An 18,812-nucleotide genomic window follows, 5' to 3' on the forward strand; every position below is an offset into this window, starting at 1 on the left:
CGAAAAATTGGTACATAAATTGGTACATAAACGAGATGCCAAAACCCGCAAACCCCGTAAAATCAAGGTTTACAAGAAAGGAAAGATAGAAAATGAAACTAGGAATTGTGGTACTATTGCCGATTTCATGTTCCTATTCATATATCCATGAAAGCCTATAAAGCTATATACTATCGGCGGTTGGGCAAATTCAATGTAAGATATATGCCTATATAAATTTATGTAAATTTATGGCAAAATTGTGTAGTGATTGTGTAGTAGATTAGAGCCTTGATTCATATTAAAATATAATTTTGATTTTGCAAGCAACAGCTGATATTTATTTCGGATGTACATCATTGATATTTCATTAAAAATATAGTATTCCTTGTGTAATATTATCTTGGTTGCAGATTGGTTGTCATATTGTTCCCATATGGTTGATTTATGGTTGCATAAGTAGTATAGATTAGTTTAGTATAGTAGAGGTTAAGATAAGAATAGGAGAGAGAAGAATAGAAAAGTATAGGGAAAAACGGAAATTGAAACAAGAAGAGCTGTAATAGTCAGTACAGTTGGATTTAGGTATGGTATATTTTTGTTGTTTATGCTTGCATTCTGTTTGGAAATCTGTTATTGTAAAGTTACTCCAAGTGATGAGCTTGGGTTTGAGGAAACTCGGTGAGTTCAATTATCGTGTTACATTCTGGTGAATGTATCAGGTGCGATATTTGGGCTCTTTTTTTGTTTTATGGAGAATTTAAAGGTGGTGAATGTTTTGGGTGGTAAAGGATCCGGAAATAGAATGGTAGCAAAAAATCAGGCATGGAAAAAGTCTCCTGTTATTGGCGATAATGGCATTACTGCCACGAAAGAGGAAATCAGCAAGATAACGGCTCACGCTCTGGAAATTGCTTTGTGGGACGAGATAGACACGAAAGACCCGGAGCAGTTAAGAGACAGAACGCTGAAATATCTCCAGTATTGTATTGATAACAATATCAAGCCCGGAAACCTTGGATTGTATAACGCATGGGGCTTAACCAAGGGAGAGGTTAGTAACATTCAGCGTGGGGAGCCCAACTCGGCACGCACTGGCGTCATTAAAAAAAGTCGACAAATTATGTCTCAAATTCGGGAACAGTTGATGTCTGATGGTAAGATCAACCCCGTTACAGGGATCTTCTGGCAGAAAAATTGGGATGGTTTGAAGGATCAGCAGGAGGTTGTTCTTGAACCACGAAGGCAGATTGAGGCAGATCAGACACCAGAACAGGTGCAGCAGATGTTGGAAGCCGATATTCCTTTGGATGAAGGTCCTCCGTAAAATTGATAAAAAAAATGCACCACAATTGAATGTGATGCATTTGATGCGTTGAGCTTAAAGTAAGCAAATATGTTTGCTAATGGCTTGTTCTATCTTAGGCGGTTGAATTCCGATGTAGCGTTGGGTGATAGCTGCTGATGAGTGCTGTAGCAGATGGCGCACTAACTCAATGTCGCAGTCGTTATTTTTATAGATTTCAGTTGCATAAAACTTGCGGAAACTATGCGTACTGATGTTATCATAGCCTAAATAATCACATACGATTTTGAGTTGCTTTTGCACAGCTCTGTCTGATATGTCAAAGAGTTTGGCTTGGCTATTGATCCCATGGTCCGTTGCGTATCGCAGGATATAGTTATAGATGTCAGGTATAACGGTAAATGTTCTGACTTTGCCGGTCTTTTGCTCGCATATGTCAAGGCGGTACCTGCTGCCATCTTTGATAATGTCTTTGATATGCAATTGCAATATGTCGGATATCCGTAATCCTAGATTTGCTTGCAAAACAAGGATAGTAGCTAGGCGTTCGTTTGGTTTGAAAGAATGTTTGTTCCAGACAAAGCCGCTTCGGATGGTTGATATGATGGTTTTGTATTGTTGCTGGTCCAAGGCTACTGTTTTTTTGTTCATGTGATCACTCCTTTTGAGTTCGTATTTTGCAAGTGGTTTAGTTCGTATAAATAGTATAGCACAGGATGTAAACGCTGTAAACTAAGGAAAGTTCGTTTTTTGCATATTATACGAACTTTGCAAGAAGAGGGGGGGCGGGGGTTACAGGCGAGGGCGTCAGCCCTCTGCTCAGCCCCTCAAGGAACGAAAAAACAAAAAAGGAGATGTAATATGCAGGCTTTGAAAATTGCAACAATCATATTCAACATAGCGATGTTGCTGTGGATGATTGTGTTGGATTGCAAAGAAAAAAATACGGGCACAAGTGTAGGGTTCAAGATCTTGTCGCTTGGCTTTGGTGGAACAATCGTATATTTGATTATGAATTAGCAGAAAGGAAAAGGTGATGAAATGAAAAAGAAATTGTTGGCAGTGTTATTGGCAGTGGCATTGACCATGTCATTAACAGGATGTACGGAAGCGGAAAAAGTGTCAGAGAATGTCTCTCAGGAAGCAGATAACTTCAATGTGCTGCGGAGATTAGCGGTAATCAATTCAAGAACGGACAAGGTAGAATTTGAACTCATCGGTGCATTTTCTCTCGAAGTGGAAAACAAGAATAAAATCAATGTGATCTGTGAAATGGAGGATGGATCATACAAAAAACATATCGTTGGCCTGAATCAGGAAACCATGTATGTAGTGGAAGATATTGGTGGTGCCAAAGTGAATAAGTACAAATATGAGGTCAATTATATTCCTGAATCTGTCGTTCCGTTCACTGTGACAAATAAGAAGTAGACAGTGTTAAGCATGACACGATAAACATGAATGCTAACCGGTGAAAATCGGTTAGTGGCATATAGTTCAGCGGTAGAACGCTTGATTGTTAATCAAGATGTTGCAGGTTTGAGTCCTGCTATGCCTGTTCCCACTGGTTTGAATCCTCTCTTACAGTGGGATATTGTGGATCTAGATGCCAATCTAGTTTTTTTTACACCTTTTCCCTGTAGCAAGAGCAGTGAATGTGTGTCAAAAGCACAGCGGGGATTATTTGAAAAAAGGATATGGAGGAGGGTGGTACATACGATCGTAACAAAGCATGCCAAATATCGTATGAAACAGAGATGCGGTATTGGGAAGAACTCAATCAACAAAATGGCAAAGAAAGTGTATCAGTTAGGTGTGCGGCATGCAGAGACATCAGGAAATCTGCAAAAGTGGGTTGACAGTTTGTATTTTTACAATAAATCTGCCAATCAGATCCGGCTATATGGAGATATGGCATACATATTTCACAACCAGAAGTTGATTACGGTTATTAAGGTGCCGGAGAACCTTGTTCCTGACATCGTTGCAATTAGAAGATTCAAAGAAGAGAAAGGCAGGAGAAAACATGAATCAGATCGAAGAACACAAAAAATTGGTTGAATTTCTGCATGATGTATATGTGCGGAAGAATCATGACTACGGAGACAGCTTTTCAAGATCATTTGGTAAATATGGGGTTACGGCAGCACTGGTCCGCATGGAAGATAAATGGAATCGATTGGAAAATCTTGCTGGCGGCGCAAAACAGAGAGTACTGGATGAGGGCCTCCGAGATACCTGTCTTGATCTGGCGAATTATTGTCTGATGACGGTAATGGAATTGGATCGAAAGAATGGGGCAGAAAAACAGAGCATATTTGAGGAACAGGCGAAGAGTGAGACTGCAAAAGATCACATTATTGTTGATGATCTGATGGATGGGATTAATGAAGCCATTGAAAAGGGCACTGTTGAGCTCGTAATACCTGATAAGTTGGAAAGAGAAAAGAAATTAATTGATGAGGGTAAGGTGATGGCTCTTTATAAAGCAAAGTGGTCACAGAAAAAGATTGCTGATGAGATGGGATGCTCACAGTCGAGGATTTCACAGATCATTCGGGCCCAGAAAGAGTGATGTCGAAATTTGTCGGACGAAAATGGTTCTTTGATAATTGAATATTGGTGGTTGGTATGATATACTTTTCTTATCAATTAAGAAAGGGGATTGCTTATGGAAGAAGTAAAAACTTTAGCTATGCTACAGGAATTATCGGAAAAAATTGATACTATGATTGATTTATTGAGAAATATTGAATCAAATACAAGCTCAACAGAATCAAATACTGATGATATTTTTTATGCAAAGTCTGAGTTACAAGATATTAACACTAATTTACAGAAAGTGCTAAATAAAATTGATTAAATACTTACCAACCATTAATATTCAATAACGAATAGGTGGTTGGTATTTTTTTTGCCTAAAACCGTTGGTGTGATACTTCCGACAGATAAGCCATTGCAGATGGTGCAATCCCCTGTCGTGTCAGAAACTCCTTAATTAGCTGATAAAGTCGACGAAGCACAGCAGCCAACAAACGGAGTTTACCTAGCCGTGATGGAGTAGGTCCCAAGCATATGGATGATGGTAACTTGGGCAAAATGCCATCGCAAGCAGAGTTCCCATAATGGTATTGGAGCAGATTGCTAATCTGTCGGTCGTTAATTCGGCTTGTGGGTTCGAGTCCCGCACTCTGCGTTGTGTCAACACTTGTGCAGAAACCAATGTCGGCAATGGAAGAACAGAAACTAGCTGTTGGCATTATCAATTTACTCTCGGCAAACGTCATTAGGGGACGGTTCGAGAACGGTATAAAGAGTCCGTATGAACTGTACAAATACAGCAACAAAAGCAGTTCAAACCGTAAGTAGATGCTGTGAACTTGCGGTATCGGATAGTAGTTCAGTTGGGAGAATACTTAGTTCGCTAAGAGGTCATGGGTTCAAATCCTGTCTATCCGATTTATTTGGTCAATGGTACGCGGCAGATTTTAAGGAGGATGTATGTGCATGACAATTATCGAATATGCAGAAAAATTAGAATATAAACTTAATTCAGCGCAAATGATGCTTTTGAATAAAATGCAAGAAGCGAAAGAACATGATCTGCAATTGTTTATCTGTTGTCCACCTCGTATGGGAAAAATGAAGATTGCAGATATAGTTGAAAAATACAATAAATAATACATTACCGGCTACAAACGGTTGTAGTCGCTAACCTGAAACAATTACAGGCAGATTTGCGAAGGCATCTCTGCTTTGATGGAGGTGTCTTTTTTATGTCAGAACAAAACAAGAAAATTATAGCAGGCCTGCATCGAAAAGACCTGACCAATATAAAATTTGCTAGCGCATTGCTTGATATGGCGATCGAGGAAAAGAAAGATGATCTGAATTTTGCATTGCAGCAGGCAAAGGAAGTACAGCAGATTGCGGCAAAGGAGAGTCGAAAGAAGAATAGCATTGAGTTCGCAACCCTGTATTGGAAAGCTACGCTGATGCTGGCACCGTATTTCTTTGAAGATTTTCTGTATTACATGGAAAAGGATCGGGCACCGGACAAGAGATTTTATATGCCACGCCGACGAACACTGAAAGTGGTAGTTGATGATTTGCAGGACTTGGAAGATGGCAAGTTGGATTTTTATGGGTTATCCATGCCCCCTCGTGTCGGCAAGTCCACAATATGCATTTTCTTCATGGCATGGGTCATGGGAAAGCGTCCCAATAGCCATAATGCGATGTCAGGACACAGTGGTATCTTGGCAGATGGATTTTATGGTGAAGCACTTAATCTTATGGAATTGGATGTACCGGAAGAAAAAAGACAGTATCATTTTCTGGATATATTCCCACAGACATTTTTGCAAAAGAAGTCAGCGGAAAAGAAAGAAGTGACTTTGAATGATCCGGATCGTTTTGCCACATTAACCTGTCGTGGTATTGATGGTACATGGACGGGTGCAGTTGATATTTCTTGGGACGGTTATCTGTATGTCGATGATATGGTCCGTGACAGGCAGGAGAGTTTGTCTCCGTCACGATTAGAGGGCAGATACCAGGATTATCTTAACTTGCTTGTTGATCGTAAGAATGACGGTACAAGAGAATTGATGGTAGGTACTAGATGGAATATTCTGGATCCGCTTGGCAAAGTAGAGAAACAGTACAAGGATAACCCACGATACCGTTTCAGAAAGATTCCAGCACTTAATGAGAATGGGGAGTCCAATTTTGTTTACGACTATGGCAAGGGATTTTCAACGGAATATTTCCTGAATGTGAAGAGTCGTTTGGATAAGAACGAATGGGAGGCGAAATATCAGCAACGCCCATTTGTGCGTGAGGGATTGCTTTTTGCAGAGGATGAATTGCAGACGTACAATGGCGTGTTACCGCCTGAGAGTAGTTTGATCCGTGTATTGGCTGCCTGTGATGTGGCTTGGGGCGGCGGTGACAGTCTGTCGATGCCGTTTGGGTACGAATATGATGACGGCTATATTTACATTCCGGATTGGATTTTTAACCGGGGGGATAAGACGGTAACACAGCCGATTGTGGTTGGAAAAACATTGTATCATAAACCGCAGATGGAACATTTTGAGGGAAATAACGGTGGTGATGAGTATGCGGACAAGATTGACGACATGCTCCAAAAGGAGGGATACAAATGCAGCATATCTTCCAGCAAGGCACCAAATACCATGAGCAAGCTGGCAAAGATCATTCAGTATGCACCGGACATAAAGAGAAGATGTAAATTCCTTGCGGCCAATAAGAGGGACAAAGAATACCATGATGCGATGGATGAGTTAAATATGTTTGTGCAGATTGGGAAGAACGATCATGATGATGCAGCAGATGGAATTACACAGTTAGTAATGCTTGCAAATGGGGCTACCATTTGTAAAGCGAATGTATCACAGAGAACATTTTAGGAGGGGTTCAGATGACGAAGGATATTTTGAAGCAGTATAGATTTTTATCGGAAGTGATCCGTAAGGACGAAGAGAAGCTGCAGCATTATAAAGATAATCCACCGGAGGCATATCTTGGAAAGGTGCAGTCTTCCAATAAGCAGTTTCCATATCAGAGAACCATGGTGACGGTGTGTGGCAGTGAGGTAAAGGACAGGAAATATTGGAAAGATAAACAGTATGAGTTGATCGTGAAACTGCATAACGAACGGACTGAACTGGAGAAACTGCAATTGGAGGTTGATATTTTCCTGACGACTATTTTTGACAGCAGGGATCGCTTGATCTTCGAGTATCTTTACCGGGACGGTATGACACAGCAGGAAGTGGCTGACAAGCTGTATATGGATCGGAGTACGGTGTCGAAAGTGGTGGATAGGTATGTAGCTTAGAATGCGAGGTATGAGATTATGGGTGTATCTAAATTGTCAGATAAATGTCGTAAATGTCCAAAGAAAAATGAATGTAATCATAAGAAAATGGAAGCATTGGCTTATTTAGAACCATGCGGGCAATCTTCAGGAGTAAATGCAAGTCAGCCACTAGCAAGAGAAACAATGCAAATAAATGTGGGTGGTGTAATACAGATTGTTTATAAAGACGATATCGAAAAGGCTATTGAAAGAGAATTGTTCAAGGACAGATTTATGCAGTTTGGAGCATAGAAAGTAACTTTCACACAATTCACACTCAAATAATGCTAATTTAATAGTATGAAACAGTATCAGAGAGCCAGACGGTCTACAAACCGCCGTGGCTCTTTTTCTATGCATTTACATAATGCAATGCAGAAAGAGGTGGATTGTCGTGCAGTTTGGAAGAAAACAGATCTTTACAGATGAGATGCAGATCACGAAGGATAATGTTATAAAAGTGCTTCAGGATGCCTTGATTGTACATGAGCAAAACCGTACAGCAATTAAGTTCCTGTTGGATTATGAGCGTGGTATCCAACCGATTGATGATCGAATCAAAGAGATTCGTCCGGAAATCAATATTAAGGTAAAGGACAATATGGCTGCGGAGATCACAGAGTTTAAGTTGGGGTACGAATGGGGATCGCCAATCCGATATGTACAGCGAGCCAACAAGGGAATCCGGGAAAATAACAAAGATGCGGACAATGTCGGTATTGCAATGCTCAATGAGATGATGGAGGAAGAAAACAAGCCATCTGCAGATCAGGAGCTGGCGAGGTTTATTGAAATCTGTGGAGTTGGATATCGGCTGATTAAGGCAAAGCCGGATCAGTATCGGTTTGGAAGTTCGGTTGTGGATATTCTGACGTTAAATCCAATGAATACTTTTGTCGTGTATTCCAATGATGTGTATCGCAGACCAATTATGGGCGTGTCATACATCACCGATCAGAGTGGAAATTCGACTTATGGTTGTTATACAGAGGATACCTATTATGAGGTCGAAAATATTATTAAGATGAATAAAGAAAAAAAGCGAGAAAGATGGTTTGTGTCCAATGGAAATGGGAGAAAGAATATACCGGCGGCAATCCCTATTGTTGAGTATATCAACGATTATGACCGGATGGGATGTTTTGAGCGTGTAATTTCGGAGATTGACGCCTTAAATATCGTAACATCGGACAGAGTGAATGATATTGTCCAGTGTGTGCAGTCATTGTTGTGGGTACATAATGCGGAACTGCCGAAGGATGAGAATGGAAATTCTGCTGTGAGAAATGGTGCATTGATCGAAACAAAGTCTACCGGCAATGGACATGATCCGAAAATGGCATATTTGTCGAAAGAAATGTCACAGGACGGGATCCAAACACTGATACAGAATTTTATTGATCGCATCCACGAGAAAACGAATGTGCCGGGACGACAGGAGCAGGGCGGTGGTTCTACCGGATCGGCAATGAATTTATCAAACGGATGGCAGGCAGCGGAGCTTTCTGCATTGAAAAAGTCACAGTTGACTAAGAAGTCAGAGAAAGAATGTATTCGCATTATGTTGGAGATTTTCAACAATGACGTGGATGTGCCGGAAGAGGTGCGAAATTTGAAACTCGCAGATATTGAACCGAAGTTTGATAGAAACAGGACCTACGATCTGGCAACGAAAGTCAATTCCTGGGCAACTTTGATTCAGAACGGCGCTGATCTACTCAAGGCAACAGAGCTGGCAGGCTTTACGACCGATGCACAGCAGTTTGTGCTGGACAGCGAGGAAATGGTCAATAAGCTTTTGGAAAGTAAATTGAAAGGATCAGAGCCTGTGGATACAGCATCGGAAGGTAAGGTTAATGATTCGGACGAACAGACAACAATGGATGGAAAGAATATGCCGGATATGTCAGATCAGCCGCAGGCAACTCCATTTGCCAATGCGTAGAGTGGAGGGATGAACGATGGGATTAACAAATTTTGATGAGTTAAATACTCTTTCAACGACCGAAACAACCAAGGACGATCGACACAAAGCTACCCGGAAGAAAATACCGATTCATGATTATTTTGAAAATATGCAGATCAGTGAGGAAGAGAAAGAAAAGCGTGTCCGTTTAGCAAATTTGCTGCTGGCGGATGTGCTTTTTTTATTTGCCTTGTCAAAACGAAACCAGGATAAACAGTATCTTTCAGAAGCATTTCAAAAGAGATACTTATCATCGGTGCAAAAGGTGGCAGAGCCGGATCAGAAAATGCAGCGATATATCCGGAAGGTATGTGACAGTATTGTAGACACAACATTAAAAGGTGGATCATTGACTACCAGAAAAGCGAATAAACCACAGGATCCCTATGCGGTTTCTGTGGATCGAGCCACCAATGTAGCGGAGAATGAAGCTAATGCAATTTTGAATGGGGATGAATACATTACTGCTGTGAAAAATGGCTGTACTAAGAAGAGGTGGAAGTCCTACCGGGATGAGAGAGTCAGGGCAGATCATGCGGATGTAGATGGACAGGTTGTCGATATCAGCCGCCCGTTTCGTGTTGGAAAATATGTGATGATGTATCCGAAGGACGATTCTTTGGGAGCGGGTTTGGAAGAGATTGTGAACTGCCGGTGCTCAGTGGAGTATTTGAAATCTGACGATAGATTAAATAAATTTAAGCAAGAATTGTCAGATGGGATAATAAATACAAATATCAAATGGCAGAAACAAAGAGAACATATTACAGGAACAAAAGAAAATGAAAGAAGAATAAAAAACGACATAGAAAATCAAAAAACTCCATGCAGTATGTTCTATGATACTATAAGTGTAAAAGAATTATTGTCTCAACATGTGGGAACGGGCGTGATTAAATTCACAAAAGGCAGTGTTTATCCTAAAGAATACATACGGCTTGATGTTCCGATAGGAATTGTGTACAATGTTGGCAAGAATATGTATCAGAAAACATGCAAGATGGTTGTTGTTTATAGCAAAAAGGGTATTCATGCATACCCTGTAAAGGATTGGTGAGTGGTATGTACAACGAAGATATGCTTGTAAAAGCAGAAGTTCTTTCAAATGGGGGAACAAAAATTAAATTGATTCTGAAGAATGGTAATACGATCAATGGCTTTTCAATTGGAATTGAGCCTGCATTTGATGAAGAGGGTGAAGAATTAGAATATAATGTTTTGATTTTTGATCCGGAAAATTCCGATGAATATATTCAAATAAAGAATGAGGAGATAGAAAATGTGGTAGTATCGCTGGAGTAATAGAATTATTTGGAGAGGATGGTGAAGATGTGGACCTCAATAGAATTATTGAAGAAGAGCGAAGATAAAGTGGTGTATATGTTTGGAATTGATGAATTAGATGGAATTATGGAAATTGATTTGGTAAACATAGAAAATTCAAAGATCGTTTGTATGCCGTCAAATGGATTGGTAGATAGGAGAACAGCTAATAATGCGTTTGGCCATATGCTGTCTTTATCTCGACGGGGAGAATTCCCGTTAAAGGAAACATATGCAACTGGTTAAAAGAAAACATATGAAAAGGATGGTGGAAATGAGATTATATAACATATATTATCTATGTAATGCGTCTGTGGATGGCATAAGGAACCTGAACTACAAACAGAATCACTATGCTAACGGAAAGAGTGACTACACATTGGAGAACTGGAAAGGTGCTGTTCAATCATATGATGTCATTCGGAAAATACCTTTTTTGAGCAATGAGGTGAAGGAACTTATTGATAACGTTCCAGCGTATGTGTATTCAGATGCAAGCCCTAAGGTAAATAACGAAACTGCTGAGATTGTAAAACAATCCAATGTCAAGCTGTTAGCCAAATTAGAAGCTATTATAGAATTGTATCAATCTATGGATGCAGGGGAATCACAAGAGGGAGTTGATATTAAAATACCGGCTTGTTCTACATTGGATGAGTACATCGGGTATTTGAAAGATATAAACTTTATTTTGAATCAATGTCCCATGATTGCAAATAGCAGCGAACAGGTTGTGTTCAATACCGTTGATGTTGGCTCTATGTGGTTGTCGTTGTTGGTGAAAGGAGCAGTTGGTTCTCATATCATATTGAATATATTGGCAAAGCTATCAGAGGTTTCTATAAAATTTTTATCTGATTATAGAGTTCTGAAAATGCAAGATGAATATCTTGTTGCAATGCGTCAGAAAAATGAGATTGGTGAGGAAGTGTTAGACACATTTAAGAAACTGAAAGAGACAATGATGGACGAAAAAGTGTCAGAGTTTGAAAAAGAATGTGATACCAAAATTACAGATCCGGAAGAAAGAGACAGAACGGCTAGAACAATTGAAAAATTGGCGATATTGGTTGATAAGGGTGTAGAAATTTATTCTTCAATAGAAACGCCCGATGAGATTAAAGTAATGTTTCCGTTTACAGAAAATGCACCTCTTTTGCCGGAGGGATTACAAAAACTGATTGAAGCGAAGGAAGAAAACGATAGATAGTAACGATATGGGGAAATAACAAAAGAGCCTTTGAGGCTCTTTTTTATTTGTGGTTAATTATTTTGCATGACTCTGCCATACGGAGCGTCTATTACTTGATAGACTATCGACTTCTTGAACTAAAGTATAACATCGTCGTTCATAATGTGGTTTTAATATTTTATATTTCGATACATATCGAAATTTTAACTCATTGATATAATAGTTGACCAATTTGAGAATTTCTTCTTTAGCACATTCATTCTCATCGTCATCTGCATATGGATCATAATCTTGCGTCCACATAGGAGGCATATCAACTGTATCTTCATTTTCTTCAGTATTATCTGCAGCAAATAAATATATGTATTTACACCCAACTTTTTCTGCAATCTCCAATAAATGAGGAACAATGATTTCCCAGAAGATATATACACCAAGCTTGAAATCTAATTGGATTTCTGATTTGTATTCTTTGTTTCTACCGAGAAATTTAATATCAATTGCAGGAAATGTTTCGTGTACCTGCTGGATATGATCTTCCTCTCCAGTTTTTGACAACGCTTCTCTTTTTTCCTCCAATAGTTGAACTTTATCTTCTGCCAAACTAAACAGCTGTGATACTCTATCTGGTTCATTAACAACTTCCCATAATTTGTTCATTGATTCGTTTAATTGTTCGTTTGCATATTCTTCATCTGCTTTGCTTAAATTCTTTTCTTTCAATTTCAGCAAAGCATCGACATATTTATCAAAAGGTTCCTTTTCAGCCTGACTTAAATTCCAGCTGTTAAGGTCACTAAATAATATTCCACAATTTAGCGCAAAAAAGAACACTATCTCTTTTGTCTTCTGATCTCGAACTAAAAATACTTTTGTATTTCTAGTGCAATCATCATCCCAAGCATTATGTGTCAAATAATAGGAAATTTTCTCGCCTTTTGTAGCTTGGACAAAAGCCTTGATATCTTTTTGGTTTTCATTCGTTTTTCTTAATGGTTCTGTTTTTAACCTTTTAAACAGAAATTTTTTTTGTTCCTCAATTGATAATTTCTTCATTGCATCTCTCCGTAAATAAATAATCCCACAGGCGCTTTATCCTGTGGGATAGATGTTATACCAAAACAACACCTTTTCTTCTAAGAAATTCTCGTGTAGCATCAGCTTTCATTGCTGCCAAACTCATCTTTTTATTTCCAGCTTCACCAGCAGCTAGTCCCCTGCGTGCCTGAAGCCAAGAATGTTCTGCATGCGACAATGTACTTAGTTGCCAGGCATCATATTTATCATACCTTTTATAAACTGACTCTACTAGCTTTTTCGCTGAATCGCACAATTCTTTATATGATCCATTGAACATATGCCCCGTCAAATATTCGTTTCTAACATTTACAAGGACGGGTCCATATTTCCACGCCTCAAAATCATCATTAAACAGAGGGCTTCCAGAGATCATCAAAGACTCCCGTTGCGAAAAGTACATCATTTTATGCATCTTCATTTGATCCATAGTGCAACCATGTTTTTTTACATGTAAGTCATTCAAATATTTGGCTACAGCTAAAGTTTGTGTCATATAATCTCCTCCTCTCCATATTTGTCATTGTATTAGTATACTACTTTCATTTATATTATACAATATTTTTTGGCTTTTGTTTGTAAAAAATTCAGCAGACGCATGTTTTTTAGTAAAAAGGGCTTGACTTTTGTGTCACCATAATTTATTATTTATGTGTCACCAAAAGAAAGGAGGGAATAAATGTCACCAAGGACAGGAAGACCAACATCTGAACCTAAAAAACATGAAACTAGAATACGAATGTCAGACAGGGACATTGAAAAACTAGAATTTTGTTGTAAAGAAACTGGTATGACGAAAGCGGATGTTATTAGAAAAGGAATAGAGATGGTCTATAAAGAGTTAAAAAAATAAGAAGTTGCACCGCTACCAACGAACACAACTTCTTATAACTCAAAAACTCCAAAAGGAATTTGATAAATCTATCATATCATCTTTCTTTTGGAAATGCAAACTAAATGAAAGGAGATATAATTTAATGCAGGAAGTATCAGAAGTAACAATGCAGACACCAATAGAGATTGCTTTAGGTGTCGATAAGAATGGAATGACAACAGCGAGAAGGTTGTATAATTTTTTTGGACTCGCACAAGGACAGTTCGCAAGATGGGCTAAAACGAATATTGTTGATAATGAATTTGCCACAGAAAATGAGGATTTTTGGAGGGTCGACATTGATGTCGAGGGTAATAAAACAGTTGATTATAGACTTACAGCTCACTTTGCAAAAAAGCTGTCATGTAAAGGTAATGGAGCAAGAGCAGAGGAAGCAAGAGAATATTTCACAACAGTCGAAGAAAAGACAAAAGAAGAAGTTGTAAACAGAAGTCAAGCATCGCCACTTCTTCAATCTGTAGCTGGAATAATTGACAGCTTAATAAAGCAGGAAGCGGAACAAAATAGATTAAAAAAACAACAGGAGAAAATAGAAAAGAAATTAGACGTTGTCGTTGCTACATATGAGAAGAATGACAGTTCGGATGATTTTAAGCAATGGTGTAAGAACTGTGCTGGAAAGATTGCTAAATCTCCAAAGTTAGAACAGTTTTCCAGTAAGGAAGTGTTTGGAGTTATATGGAATGAAAGCTATCAGCGTCTTACGGAAAAAAGACCTTGCAATTTAAAGACAAGGTTGACTAATGAAAGAGGAAAGGCTTTTGAGAGAGGAAAATCATCGTCATGGATTAAGCAGCATATAACATATTTAAGTATAATAGCTGATGATAAAGACTTGAAGCCAGCGTACGAAAGTGTTATGCGAGAAATGATGATGGTATACTGTGTGGAATAGCAAAGATCCAGGAATAATAAGGAGCAATATTATGAACAAATCAGAAGAAAAGGTTTTGGAAGCAAGTGTTTTACTGGAAAGGGCAAGGGTACTATCAGCAATCTTGACGAGACAGTATTTTGGACAGGATGTAGCGACGCCTGCAGATTTATGGAAAATTTCGGGATATTTTTTTGATGATGCAAAGGTGGTTGCAGAAACTATTACTGATATGGTGGGAGATGCGGAGGAACTGTTGAATCAAGCACTTTAACGAGACTTTTGGAAAGCAACAACGCTGATGGTAGCGTAGGAATATTGGAGTGATACAAAAGAGGAGTAGATGGCCTCGCCCAAATATGGGGGCAAGGTATCTGCTCCTTTAAGATATCTCATAAAAATACTATCACTGCATGGAAGCGATGTCAAATATATGTATGGCAAAAACAGACTTTCACACAATTCACATTTCCAATGTGTTATATTTTGTATAAGGAGAAATCCGAAAATTTAATATGATCAATGAAAGGCGTTTACCTCACAACTGAGATAAGCGTCTTTTTGTTGTGCGCTAGAGAAAGCGCAATACAAGTTTCGCGGACAATTGGAAATCAGAGAAGATTTTAAAACGCAATGATGATCAGAGAAGATCTGAAAACGCAGAAATGAGGTAGTGATATGAGAAAGAAAGAGTTTATCCCGATGAATTTACAGTTATTTGCAGAGCCTCCTGCAGGCGGTGACGGTGATGCCGGAGACACATCTGCGACAGGCGGAAAGTCTGGCGAAGGATCAAACAAAGATGATTCGGATGCTGGCGATGACGATGTCAGCCTTGCAGAACAGGTGGCACAGCTTAAGGTGCAGAATGCAAAACTGAAAAAGGCAAATGATAAGGCAACCAGCGAAGCGGCAAGCTACAAAAAGCAGTTGCGTGAGAAGCAGACTGCGGAGGAGATTGCTTTGCAGGAAAAGGCAGAGAAAGAAGCCGAGAGGGAAGAACAGTTTCAGAAGCTGCTTCGTGAAAATACTATTACAAAGTTTGAGAAAAATTTCCTTGCACTTGGATATCCTGCGGATCTGGCTGCAAAGGCAGCGACAGCACAGTGTGATAACGACACGGATGAGCTTTTCAGCATTCAGCAGACTTTTATCGAGGCAAAGGAAAAAGCAATGAAAGCCGACTGGATGAAGTCTATGCCGAAACCACCGGCGGGAAATGATGACTGCCCGGTATCAAAGGAGCAGTTTAGAAAGATGAAGTATTCCGAGCGTGTTGCTTTCAAGCAGAAGTACCCGGAAATGTACAAGGAATATGTAAAATAATTGCATGAGATTATGGAGGTAAAAGATTATGCCAATGACGAAATTAGCAAATTTAGTAGATCCTGAAGTTATGGCAGATATGGTGTCAGCCACTCTGCCAAAGAAGATTAAGTTTACACCGATTGCCCATATTGATACAACTTTAGTTGGTCAGCCTGGCGATACGATCACGGTACCAAAGTATGCATACATTGGGGATGCCGAAGACATTGCCGAGGGTGTTGCTATGGGAACCACGGTTCTGACAGCATCTACCACAAAGGCAACGGTAAAGAAAGCCGGTAAAGGTGTGGAGATTACAGATGAATCTGTACTTTCCGGTTATGGAGATCCGTTAGGTAATGCAACGGATCAGCTTGCAAAGTCGATTGCAGCAAAAATGGATAATGATGGTTATGATGCCTTATGTACTGCAAAATTGGTATATGATGGTACAGAGAAAGCGATTGCTTACAATGGAATTGTGGATGCAGATGCGAAGTTTGGCGATGAATCTGACGATGCATTGGAGAAGATTCTATTTATCAATCCGGATCAGGAAGCAACTCTGCGTAAGGATGCAGACTTTATGGATAAAAACAAATATCCACTGGACGTAGTTATGAACGGAACCATTGGAAAGATTGCAGGCTGCCAGGTCGTGAAATCTAAGAAGGTTAAAGTTGTCAAATATGAAAAGGACAATGATGCCGGTACAATTACGATTGTTGAAGATGAAACTGCAGAGTCAGGAACCAATAAGCATCTTGCAACTATTGCAGTAAATTGCATTGATAAGCTGGCAGTTGGCGATAAGGTCAAAGCGGTAGATACGGATTTCTATGCCTGCCCGATTGTAGTTGTGGATACGGAAGATCCAAACGAAGATCCGGATGCCGATGGTGTAGATGTCAGCGAAGCAGCTCTGACATATTACATGAAGCGTGACATTATGATCGAGGACGATCGTGACATTCTGAAAAAGACAACGGTTATCACTGCTGACAAGCATTATACTGCGGTACTTTCGAATGAATCTAAGGTAGTTCTTGCAAAATTTAAGGCGTGAGTGGAGGTTGATTATGGGAATGTTACTTCGGAGATACCATAAAGGGGATGGTGGAATGCCATCTCCTGTTGATGCGATTGTAGAAGAAAATGAAACTGTAGATGTTGATGTAGAAAAGAAGAAGCCGGGCAGAAAACCAAAGGCTACTACAGAGGAAAAGGAGTAGGTTATGGCTGATGAAGAGAAGGATGTTCTGACAGAAGAAACGCTGATCAATGAGATTCTGTCGGAATTGAAAATTGAATTGGAAGTAGAGACTGAGCAGGATATTCTTCTCTTGCAGTCAAAGATTAAGGGGGCTGTGCGGGAGGTAAAGCAGAAACGCAATTATGCAGGGCGTTACACGGAGGAATATGTGGTTAATGACCTGCAGAACTACTTTTCCAATATCAAGAATCTTGCCATGTACGATTATGGCATGATTGGCGGCGAGTTTCAGAAGTCCAATTCGGATAATGGAATTTCTGTCAGTTGGGAAAGCAGAGACAGCGTTTTTACGGGTATTGTACCGATTGCGCAGGTCTATTAGAGAATCAAGTGGTACGCTTGGCGATTCCTTAGAATCTCTCCTTATGTCAAGCAGGACGGTATCTATGTGGAGGCTGGGAGCGATACCAATTATGGGGAGAGATATTTATGCGAAAGCAGTTAAAGAGAAATAAGCGCAAAATGTATTATGCGCTGTATGATAAGCAGATGCCGGTAGGCGATGATGCGCTGGAGTGTAAAGCCGGATACAAGAAGCCGGTGGCATTCCGGGCAAGCCTTAGTACGGGACAGAGCAATGCGCAGGAGAATCCATTTGGAACATCGGTGGATTATGATCGCATTATCTGTAGTACAGATATGAATCTGCCGATCACGGAAACAACGCTTTTATGGATTGGAAAGGAGCCGTCATATCTTGATGATGGTTCTGTGGATCCGTCCAGTGCAAATTATAAGGTGGCGGCACATCCGTTGGATGGAATGCAAAGTCTGCGTATTGCCGTGAAGCTGATTGCACAGAGTGTTGTGGAAGATATGGAACAAGAAACAGATAACACTACAGAAGAGCCGAAGACAGATCCGGGTAGTGATTTAGAGGATTGGTAAAGGAGAGAGTGAGTTATGCCAAATGATTCATTCTTAGATTTATGTAAGGACATTGTTGTTAAGTATTTTAATGAACACCATGATAAGACAGATGCCAAAGGAACAGATATTACAAAAGATGATGTCTTTGTAGTTTGGAGCTGCAAGACTTTACAGAATAATAAGGCACTTGTCAGCACAACAGTTTCTGACGGTATGTATTATGAGATTACTCATAATGGAGATAAAAACGAAACATATGTAGATGCCTACAAGAAATGGAAAAATTTTTGTGTAAAGTAAAGGAGAGAGCGAAAATGAAGAAGTATATTGGTACAAAGATGATTGAAGCAAAACCTATGAACAGAGGTGATTATAATAAATACCGCGGCTGGACTATCCCAGAGGATGAAAATCCAGCAGATGAGGGATATTTTGTAAAGTATTCTGATGGATATGAGAGTTGGTCACCTAAGAAACAGTTTGAGGAAGCATACAGGGATTGCAAAAGTATGACATTTGGTATCGCTTTGGAACTTTTGAAGAAAGGCTGCAAAGTTGCTCGTAAGGGATGGAATGGGAAAGAACAGTACATTCAGTTAGCAACAAGCATTTCTTATAAGTCAGCAGATGACGAGATTGTAAATTGTGAGCATGATGCAATCGGCAATAAAGCAATTGCTTTTGTCGGAACATCTGGTGTACAGATTGGATGGCTTGCATCACAGGCTGATATGCTTTCAGAGGATTGGTTTGGCTAACTTGAAAAAGTAAATTCCAGTGCAGGGGTAAATTCCACCTCACCTTAAAATTACTTGATTTTTTAGAATTTCAGAGAGCTAAATATCTATAAAACTGTTATAAT

At 39.6% G+C, this 18,812-nt stretch carries 28 protein-coding genes and 3 tRNA genes; 28 read left to right on the top strand and 3 right to left on the bottom strand.

Features of this window, described 5'->3' with window-relative positions:
* Nucleotides 1–745 precede the first annotated feature (745 nt).
* Nucleotides 746–1,306 carry a hypothetical protein gene (locus DW981_RS12355; protein WP_118507938.1) on the top strand — a complete coding sequence of 187 codons (561 nt, stop codon included), beginning with the start codon at nucleotides 746–748 and terminating at the stop codon, nucleotides 1,304–1,306.
* 54 nt (nucleotides 1,307–1,360) lie between these two features.
* Here DW981_RS12355 and DW981_RS12360 read toward each other — a convergent pair whose 3' ends face one another.
* Nucleotides 1,361–1,936, bottom strand: a complete 576-nt coding sequence (locus DW981_RS12360) for a tyrosine-type recombinase/integrase (protein WP_118507939.1) — start codon at nucleotides 1,934–1,936, stop codon at nucleotides 1,361–1,363.
* Between the two features lie 210 nt (nucleotides 1,937–2,146).
* Between DW981_RS12360 and DW981_RS15205 the strand changes: the two genes are divergently transcribed.
* The 17 genes from DW981_RS15205 to DW981_RS12435 all read left to right on the top strand — a co-directional run bounded on the left by DW981_RS15205 (nucleotide 2,147) and on the right by DW981_RS12435 (nucleotide 11,671).
* Complete coding sequence (locus DW981_RS15205) at nucleotides 2,147–2,305, top strand: hypothetical protein (protein WP_182434272.1); 159 nt, start codon at nucleotides 2,147–2,149, stop codon at nucleotides 2,303–2,305.
* A 21-nt stretch (nucleotides 2,306–2,326) separates the two neighbouring features.
* Nucleotides 2,327–2,716, top strand: coding sequence for a hypothetical protein (locus tag DW981_RS12365; RefSeq protein ID WP_118507940.1), 390 nt, complete (start codon nucleotides 2,327–2,329; stop codon nucleotides 2,714–2,716).
* 56 nt (nucleotides 2,717–2,772) lie between these two features.
* A tRNA-Asn gene (locus DW981_RS12370) sits at nucleotides 2,773–2,843 on the top strand.
* A gap of 101 nt (nucleotides 2,844–2,944) precedes the next feature.
* Nucleotides 2,945–3,346, top strand: coding sequence for a hypothetical protein (locus DW981_RS12375; RefSeq protein ID WP_243034750.1), 402 nt, complete (start codon nucleotides 2,945–2,947; stop codon nucleotides 3,344–3,346).
* A complete protein-coding gene (locus DW981_RS12380) occupies nucleotides 3,312–3,860 on the top strand; it encodes a nucleotide modification associated domain-containing protein (protein ID WP_118507941.1) in 549 nt (182 codons plus the stop codon). The genes DW981_RS12375 and DW981_RS12380 overlap by 35 nt, the downstream gene beginning before the upstream one ends.
* Nucleotides 3,861–3,956: 96 nt before the next feature.
* The gene (locus tag DW981_RS12385; RefSeq protein ID WP_118507942.1) at nucleotides 3,957–4,148 is read left to right on the top strand and encodes a hypothetical protein; all 192 of its coding nucleotides are present in this window, start codon (nucleotides 3,957–3,959) and stop codon (nucleotides 4,146–4,148) included.
* Between the two features lie 248 nt (nucleotides 4,149–4,396).
* A tRNA-Ser gene (locus DW981_RS12390) sits at nucleotides 4,397–4,481 on the top strand.
* 193 nt (nucleotides 4,482–4,674) lie between these two features.
* A tRNA-OTHER gene (locus tag DW981_RS12395) sits at nucleotides 4,675–4,744 on the top strand.
* A 48-nt stretch (nucleotides 4,745–4,792) separates the two neighbouring features.
* Nucleotides 4,793–4,966, top strand: a complete 174-nt coding sequence (locus DW981_RS15210) for a hypothetical protein (protein WP_182434273.1) — start codon at nucleotides 4,793–4,795, stop codon at nucleotides 4,964–4,966.
* 95 nt (nucleotides 4,967–5,061) lie between these two features.
* Nucleotides 5,062–6,720 (top strand): hypothetical protein, encoded by a 1,659-nt coding sequence (locus DW981_RS12400; RefSeq protein WP_118507943.1) that lies wholly within the window; start codon nucleotides 5,062–5,064, stop codon nucleotides 6,718–6,720.
* 11 nt (nucleotides 6,721–6,731) lie between these two features.
* On the top strand, nucleotides 6,732–7,151 hold the full coding sequence (locus tag DW981_RS12405; RefSeq protein WP_118507944.1) for a helix-turn-helix domain-containing protein: 420 nt from the start codon (nucleotides 6,732–6,734) through the stop codon (nucleotides 7,149–7,151).
* An 18-nt stretch (nucleotides 7,152–7,169) separates the two neighbouring features.
* Complete coding sequence (locus DW981_RS12410) at nucleotides 7,170–7,424, top strand: hypothetical protein (protein WP_118507945.1); 255 nt, start codon at nucleotides 7,170–7,172, stop codon at nucleotides 7,422–7,424.
* Between the two features lie 142 nt (nucleotides 7,425–7,566).
* Entirely contained in the window at nucleotides 7,567–9,117 is a 1,551-nt protein-coding gene (locus tag DW981_RS12415) for a phage portal protein (protein ID WP_182434274.1), read from the top strand.
* 16 nt (nucleotides 9,118–9,133) lie between these two features.
* Nucleotides 9,134–10,195 (top strand): polymorphic toxin type 50 domain-containing protein, encoded by a 1,062-nt coding sequence (locus DW981_RS12420; protein ID WP_118507947.1) that lies wholly within the window; start codon nucleotides 9,134–9,136, stop codon nucleotides 10,193–10,195.
* Nucleotides 10,196–10,200: 5 nt separating this feature from the next.
* Nucleotides 10,201–10,440 (top strand): hypothetical protein, encoded by a 240-nt coding sequence (locus DW981_RS12425; protein WP_118507948.1) that lies wholly within the window; start codon nucleotides 10,201–10,203, stop codon nucleotides 10,438–10,440.
* Nucleotides 10,441–10,467: 27 nt separating this feature from the next.
* Nucleotides 10,468–10,707, top strand: coding sequence for a hypothetical protein (locus DW981_RS12430; RefSeq protein WP_118507949.1), 240 nt, complete (start codon nucleotides 10,468–10,470; stop codon nucleotides 10,705–10,707).
* Between the two features lie 28 nt (nucleotides 10,708–10,735).
* Nucleotides 10,736–11,671: a hypothetical protein gene (locus DW981_RS12435; RefSeq protein WP_147352647.1), complete on the top strand. Its 936-nt coding sequence runs from the start codon at nucleotides 10,736–10,738 to the stop codon at nucleotides 11,669–11,671.
* A gap of 57 nt (nucleotides 11,672–11,728) precedes the next feature.
* On the opposite strand, the gene DW981_RS12440 is transcribed toward DW981_RS12435, so the two are convergent.
* Nucleotides 11,729–12,709 (bottom strand): hypothetical protein, encoded by a 981-nt coding sequence (locus DW981_RS12440; protein WP_118507951.1) that lies wholly within the window; start codon nucleotides 12,707–12,709, stop codon nucleotides 11,729–11,731.
* Nucleotides 12,710–12,764: 55 nt separating this feature from the next.
* Nucleotides 12,765–13,226 carry a type II toxin-antitoxin system antitoxin SocA domain-containing protein gene (locus DW981_RS12445; RefSeq protein WP_118507952.1) on the bottom strand — a complete coding sequence of 154 codons (462 nt, stop codon included), beginning with the start codon at nucleotides 13,224–13,226 and terminating at the stop codon, nucleotides 12,765–12,767.
* A gap of 183 nt (nucleotides 13,227–13,409) precedes the next feature.
* On the opposite strand from DW981_RS12445, the gene DW981_RS15215 reads away from it, so the two are divergent.
* From DW981_RS15215 to DW981_RS15755, 10 genes are all read left to right on the top strand, one after another.
* Nucleotides 13,410–13,583 (top strand): hypothetical protein, encoded by a 174-nt coding sequence (locus DW981_RS15215; RefSeq protein ID WP_182434275.1) that lies wholly within the window; start codon nucleotides 13,410–13,412, stop codon nucleotides 13,581–13,583.
* Between the two features lie 124 nt (nucleotides 13,584–13,707).
* On the top strand, nucleotides 13,708–14,520 hold the full coding sequence (locus DW981_RS12450; protein ID WP_118507953.1) for an antA/AntB antirepressor family protein: 813 nt from the start codon (nucleotides 13,708–13,710) through the stop codon (nucleotides 14,518–14,520).
* 31 nt (nucleotides 14,521–14,551) lie between these two features.
* Nucleotides 14,552–14,773, top strand: coding sequence for a hypothetical protein (locus DW981_RS12455; RefSeq protein WP_118507954.1), 222 nt, complete (start codon nucleotides 14,552–14,554; stop codon nucleotides 14,771–14,773).
* Between the two features lie 404 nt (nucleotides 14,774–15,177).
* The gene (locus DW981_RS12460; protein WP_118507955.1) at nucleotides 15,178–15,825 is read left to right on the top strand and encodes a hypothetical protein; all 648 of its coding nucleotides are present in this window, start codon (nucleotides 15,178–15,180) and stop codon (nucleotides 15,823–15,825) included.
* A gap of 28 nt (nucleotides 15,826–15,853) precedes the next feature.
* Entirely contained in the window at nucleotides 15,854–16,873 is a 1,020-nt protein-coding gene (locus DW981_RS12465; RefSeq protein WP_118507956.1) for a N4-gp56 family major capsid protein, read from the top strand.
* Nucleotides 16,874–16,886: 13 nt separating this feature from the next.
* Nucleotides 16,887–17,039, top strand: a complete 153-nt coding sequence (locus tag DW981_RS15220; protein WP_182434276.1) for a hypothetical protein — start codon at nucleotides 16,887–16,889, stop codon at nucleotides 17,037–17,039.
* A gap of 3 nt (nucleotides 17,040–17,042) precedes the next feature.
* Nucleotides 17,043–17,402 (top strand): hypothetical protein, encoded by a 360-nt coding sequence (locus DW981_RS12470; protein WP_118507957.1) that lies wholly within the window; start codon nucleotides 17,043–17,045, stop codon nucleotides 17,400–17,402.
* Nucleotides 17,403–17,509: 107 nt separating this feature from the next.
* Complete coding sequence (locus DW981_RS12475) at nucleotides 17,510–17,968, top strand: hypothetical protein (RefSeq protein WP_118507958.1); 459 nt, start codon at nucleotides 17,510–17,512, stop codon at nucleotides 17,966–17,968.
* A gap of 15 nt (nucleotides 17,969–17,983) precedes the next feature.
* Entirely contained in the window at nucleotides 17,984–18,250 is a 267-nt protein-coding gene (locus DW981_RS12480) for a DUF6275 family protein (protein ID WP_118507959.1), read from the top strand.
* Between the two features lie 14 nt (nucleotides 18,251–18,264).
* A complete protein-coding gene (locus tag DW981_RS15755; RefSeq protein WP_118507960.1) occupies nucleotides 18,265–18,708 on the top strand; it encodes a DUF2829 domain-containing protein in 444 nt (147 codons plus the stop codon).
* The last annotated feature ends 104 nt before the right edge of the window (nucleotides 18,709–18,812 follow it).

The sequence above is a fragment of the Clostridium sp. AM49-4BH genome (assembly GCF_003478335.1).
Lineage (GTDB): Bacteria > Bacillota > Clostridia > Lachnospirales > Lachnospiraceae > Butyribacter.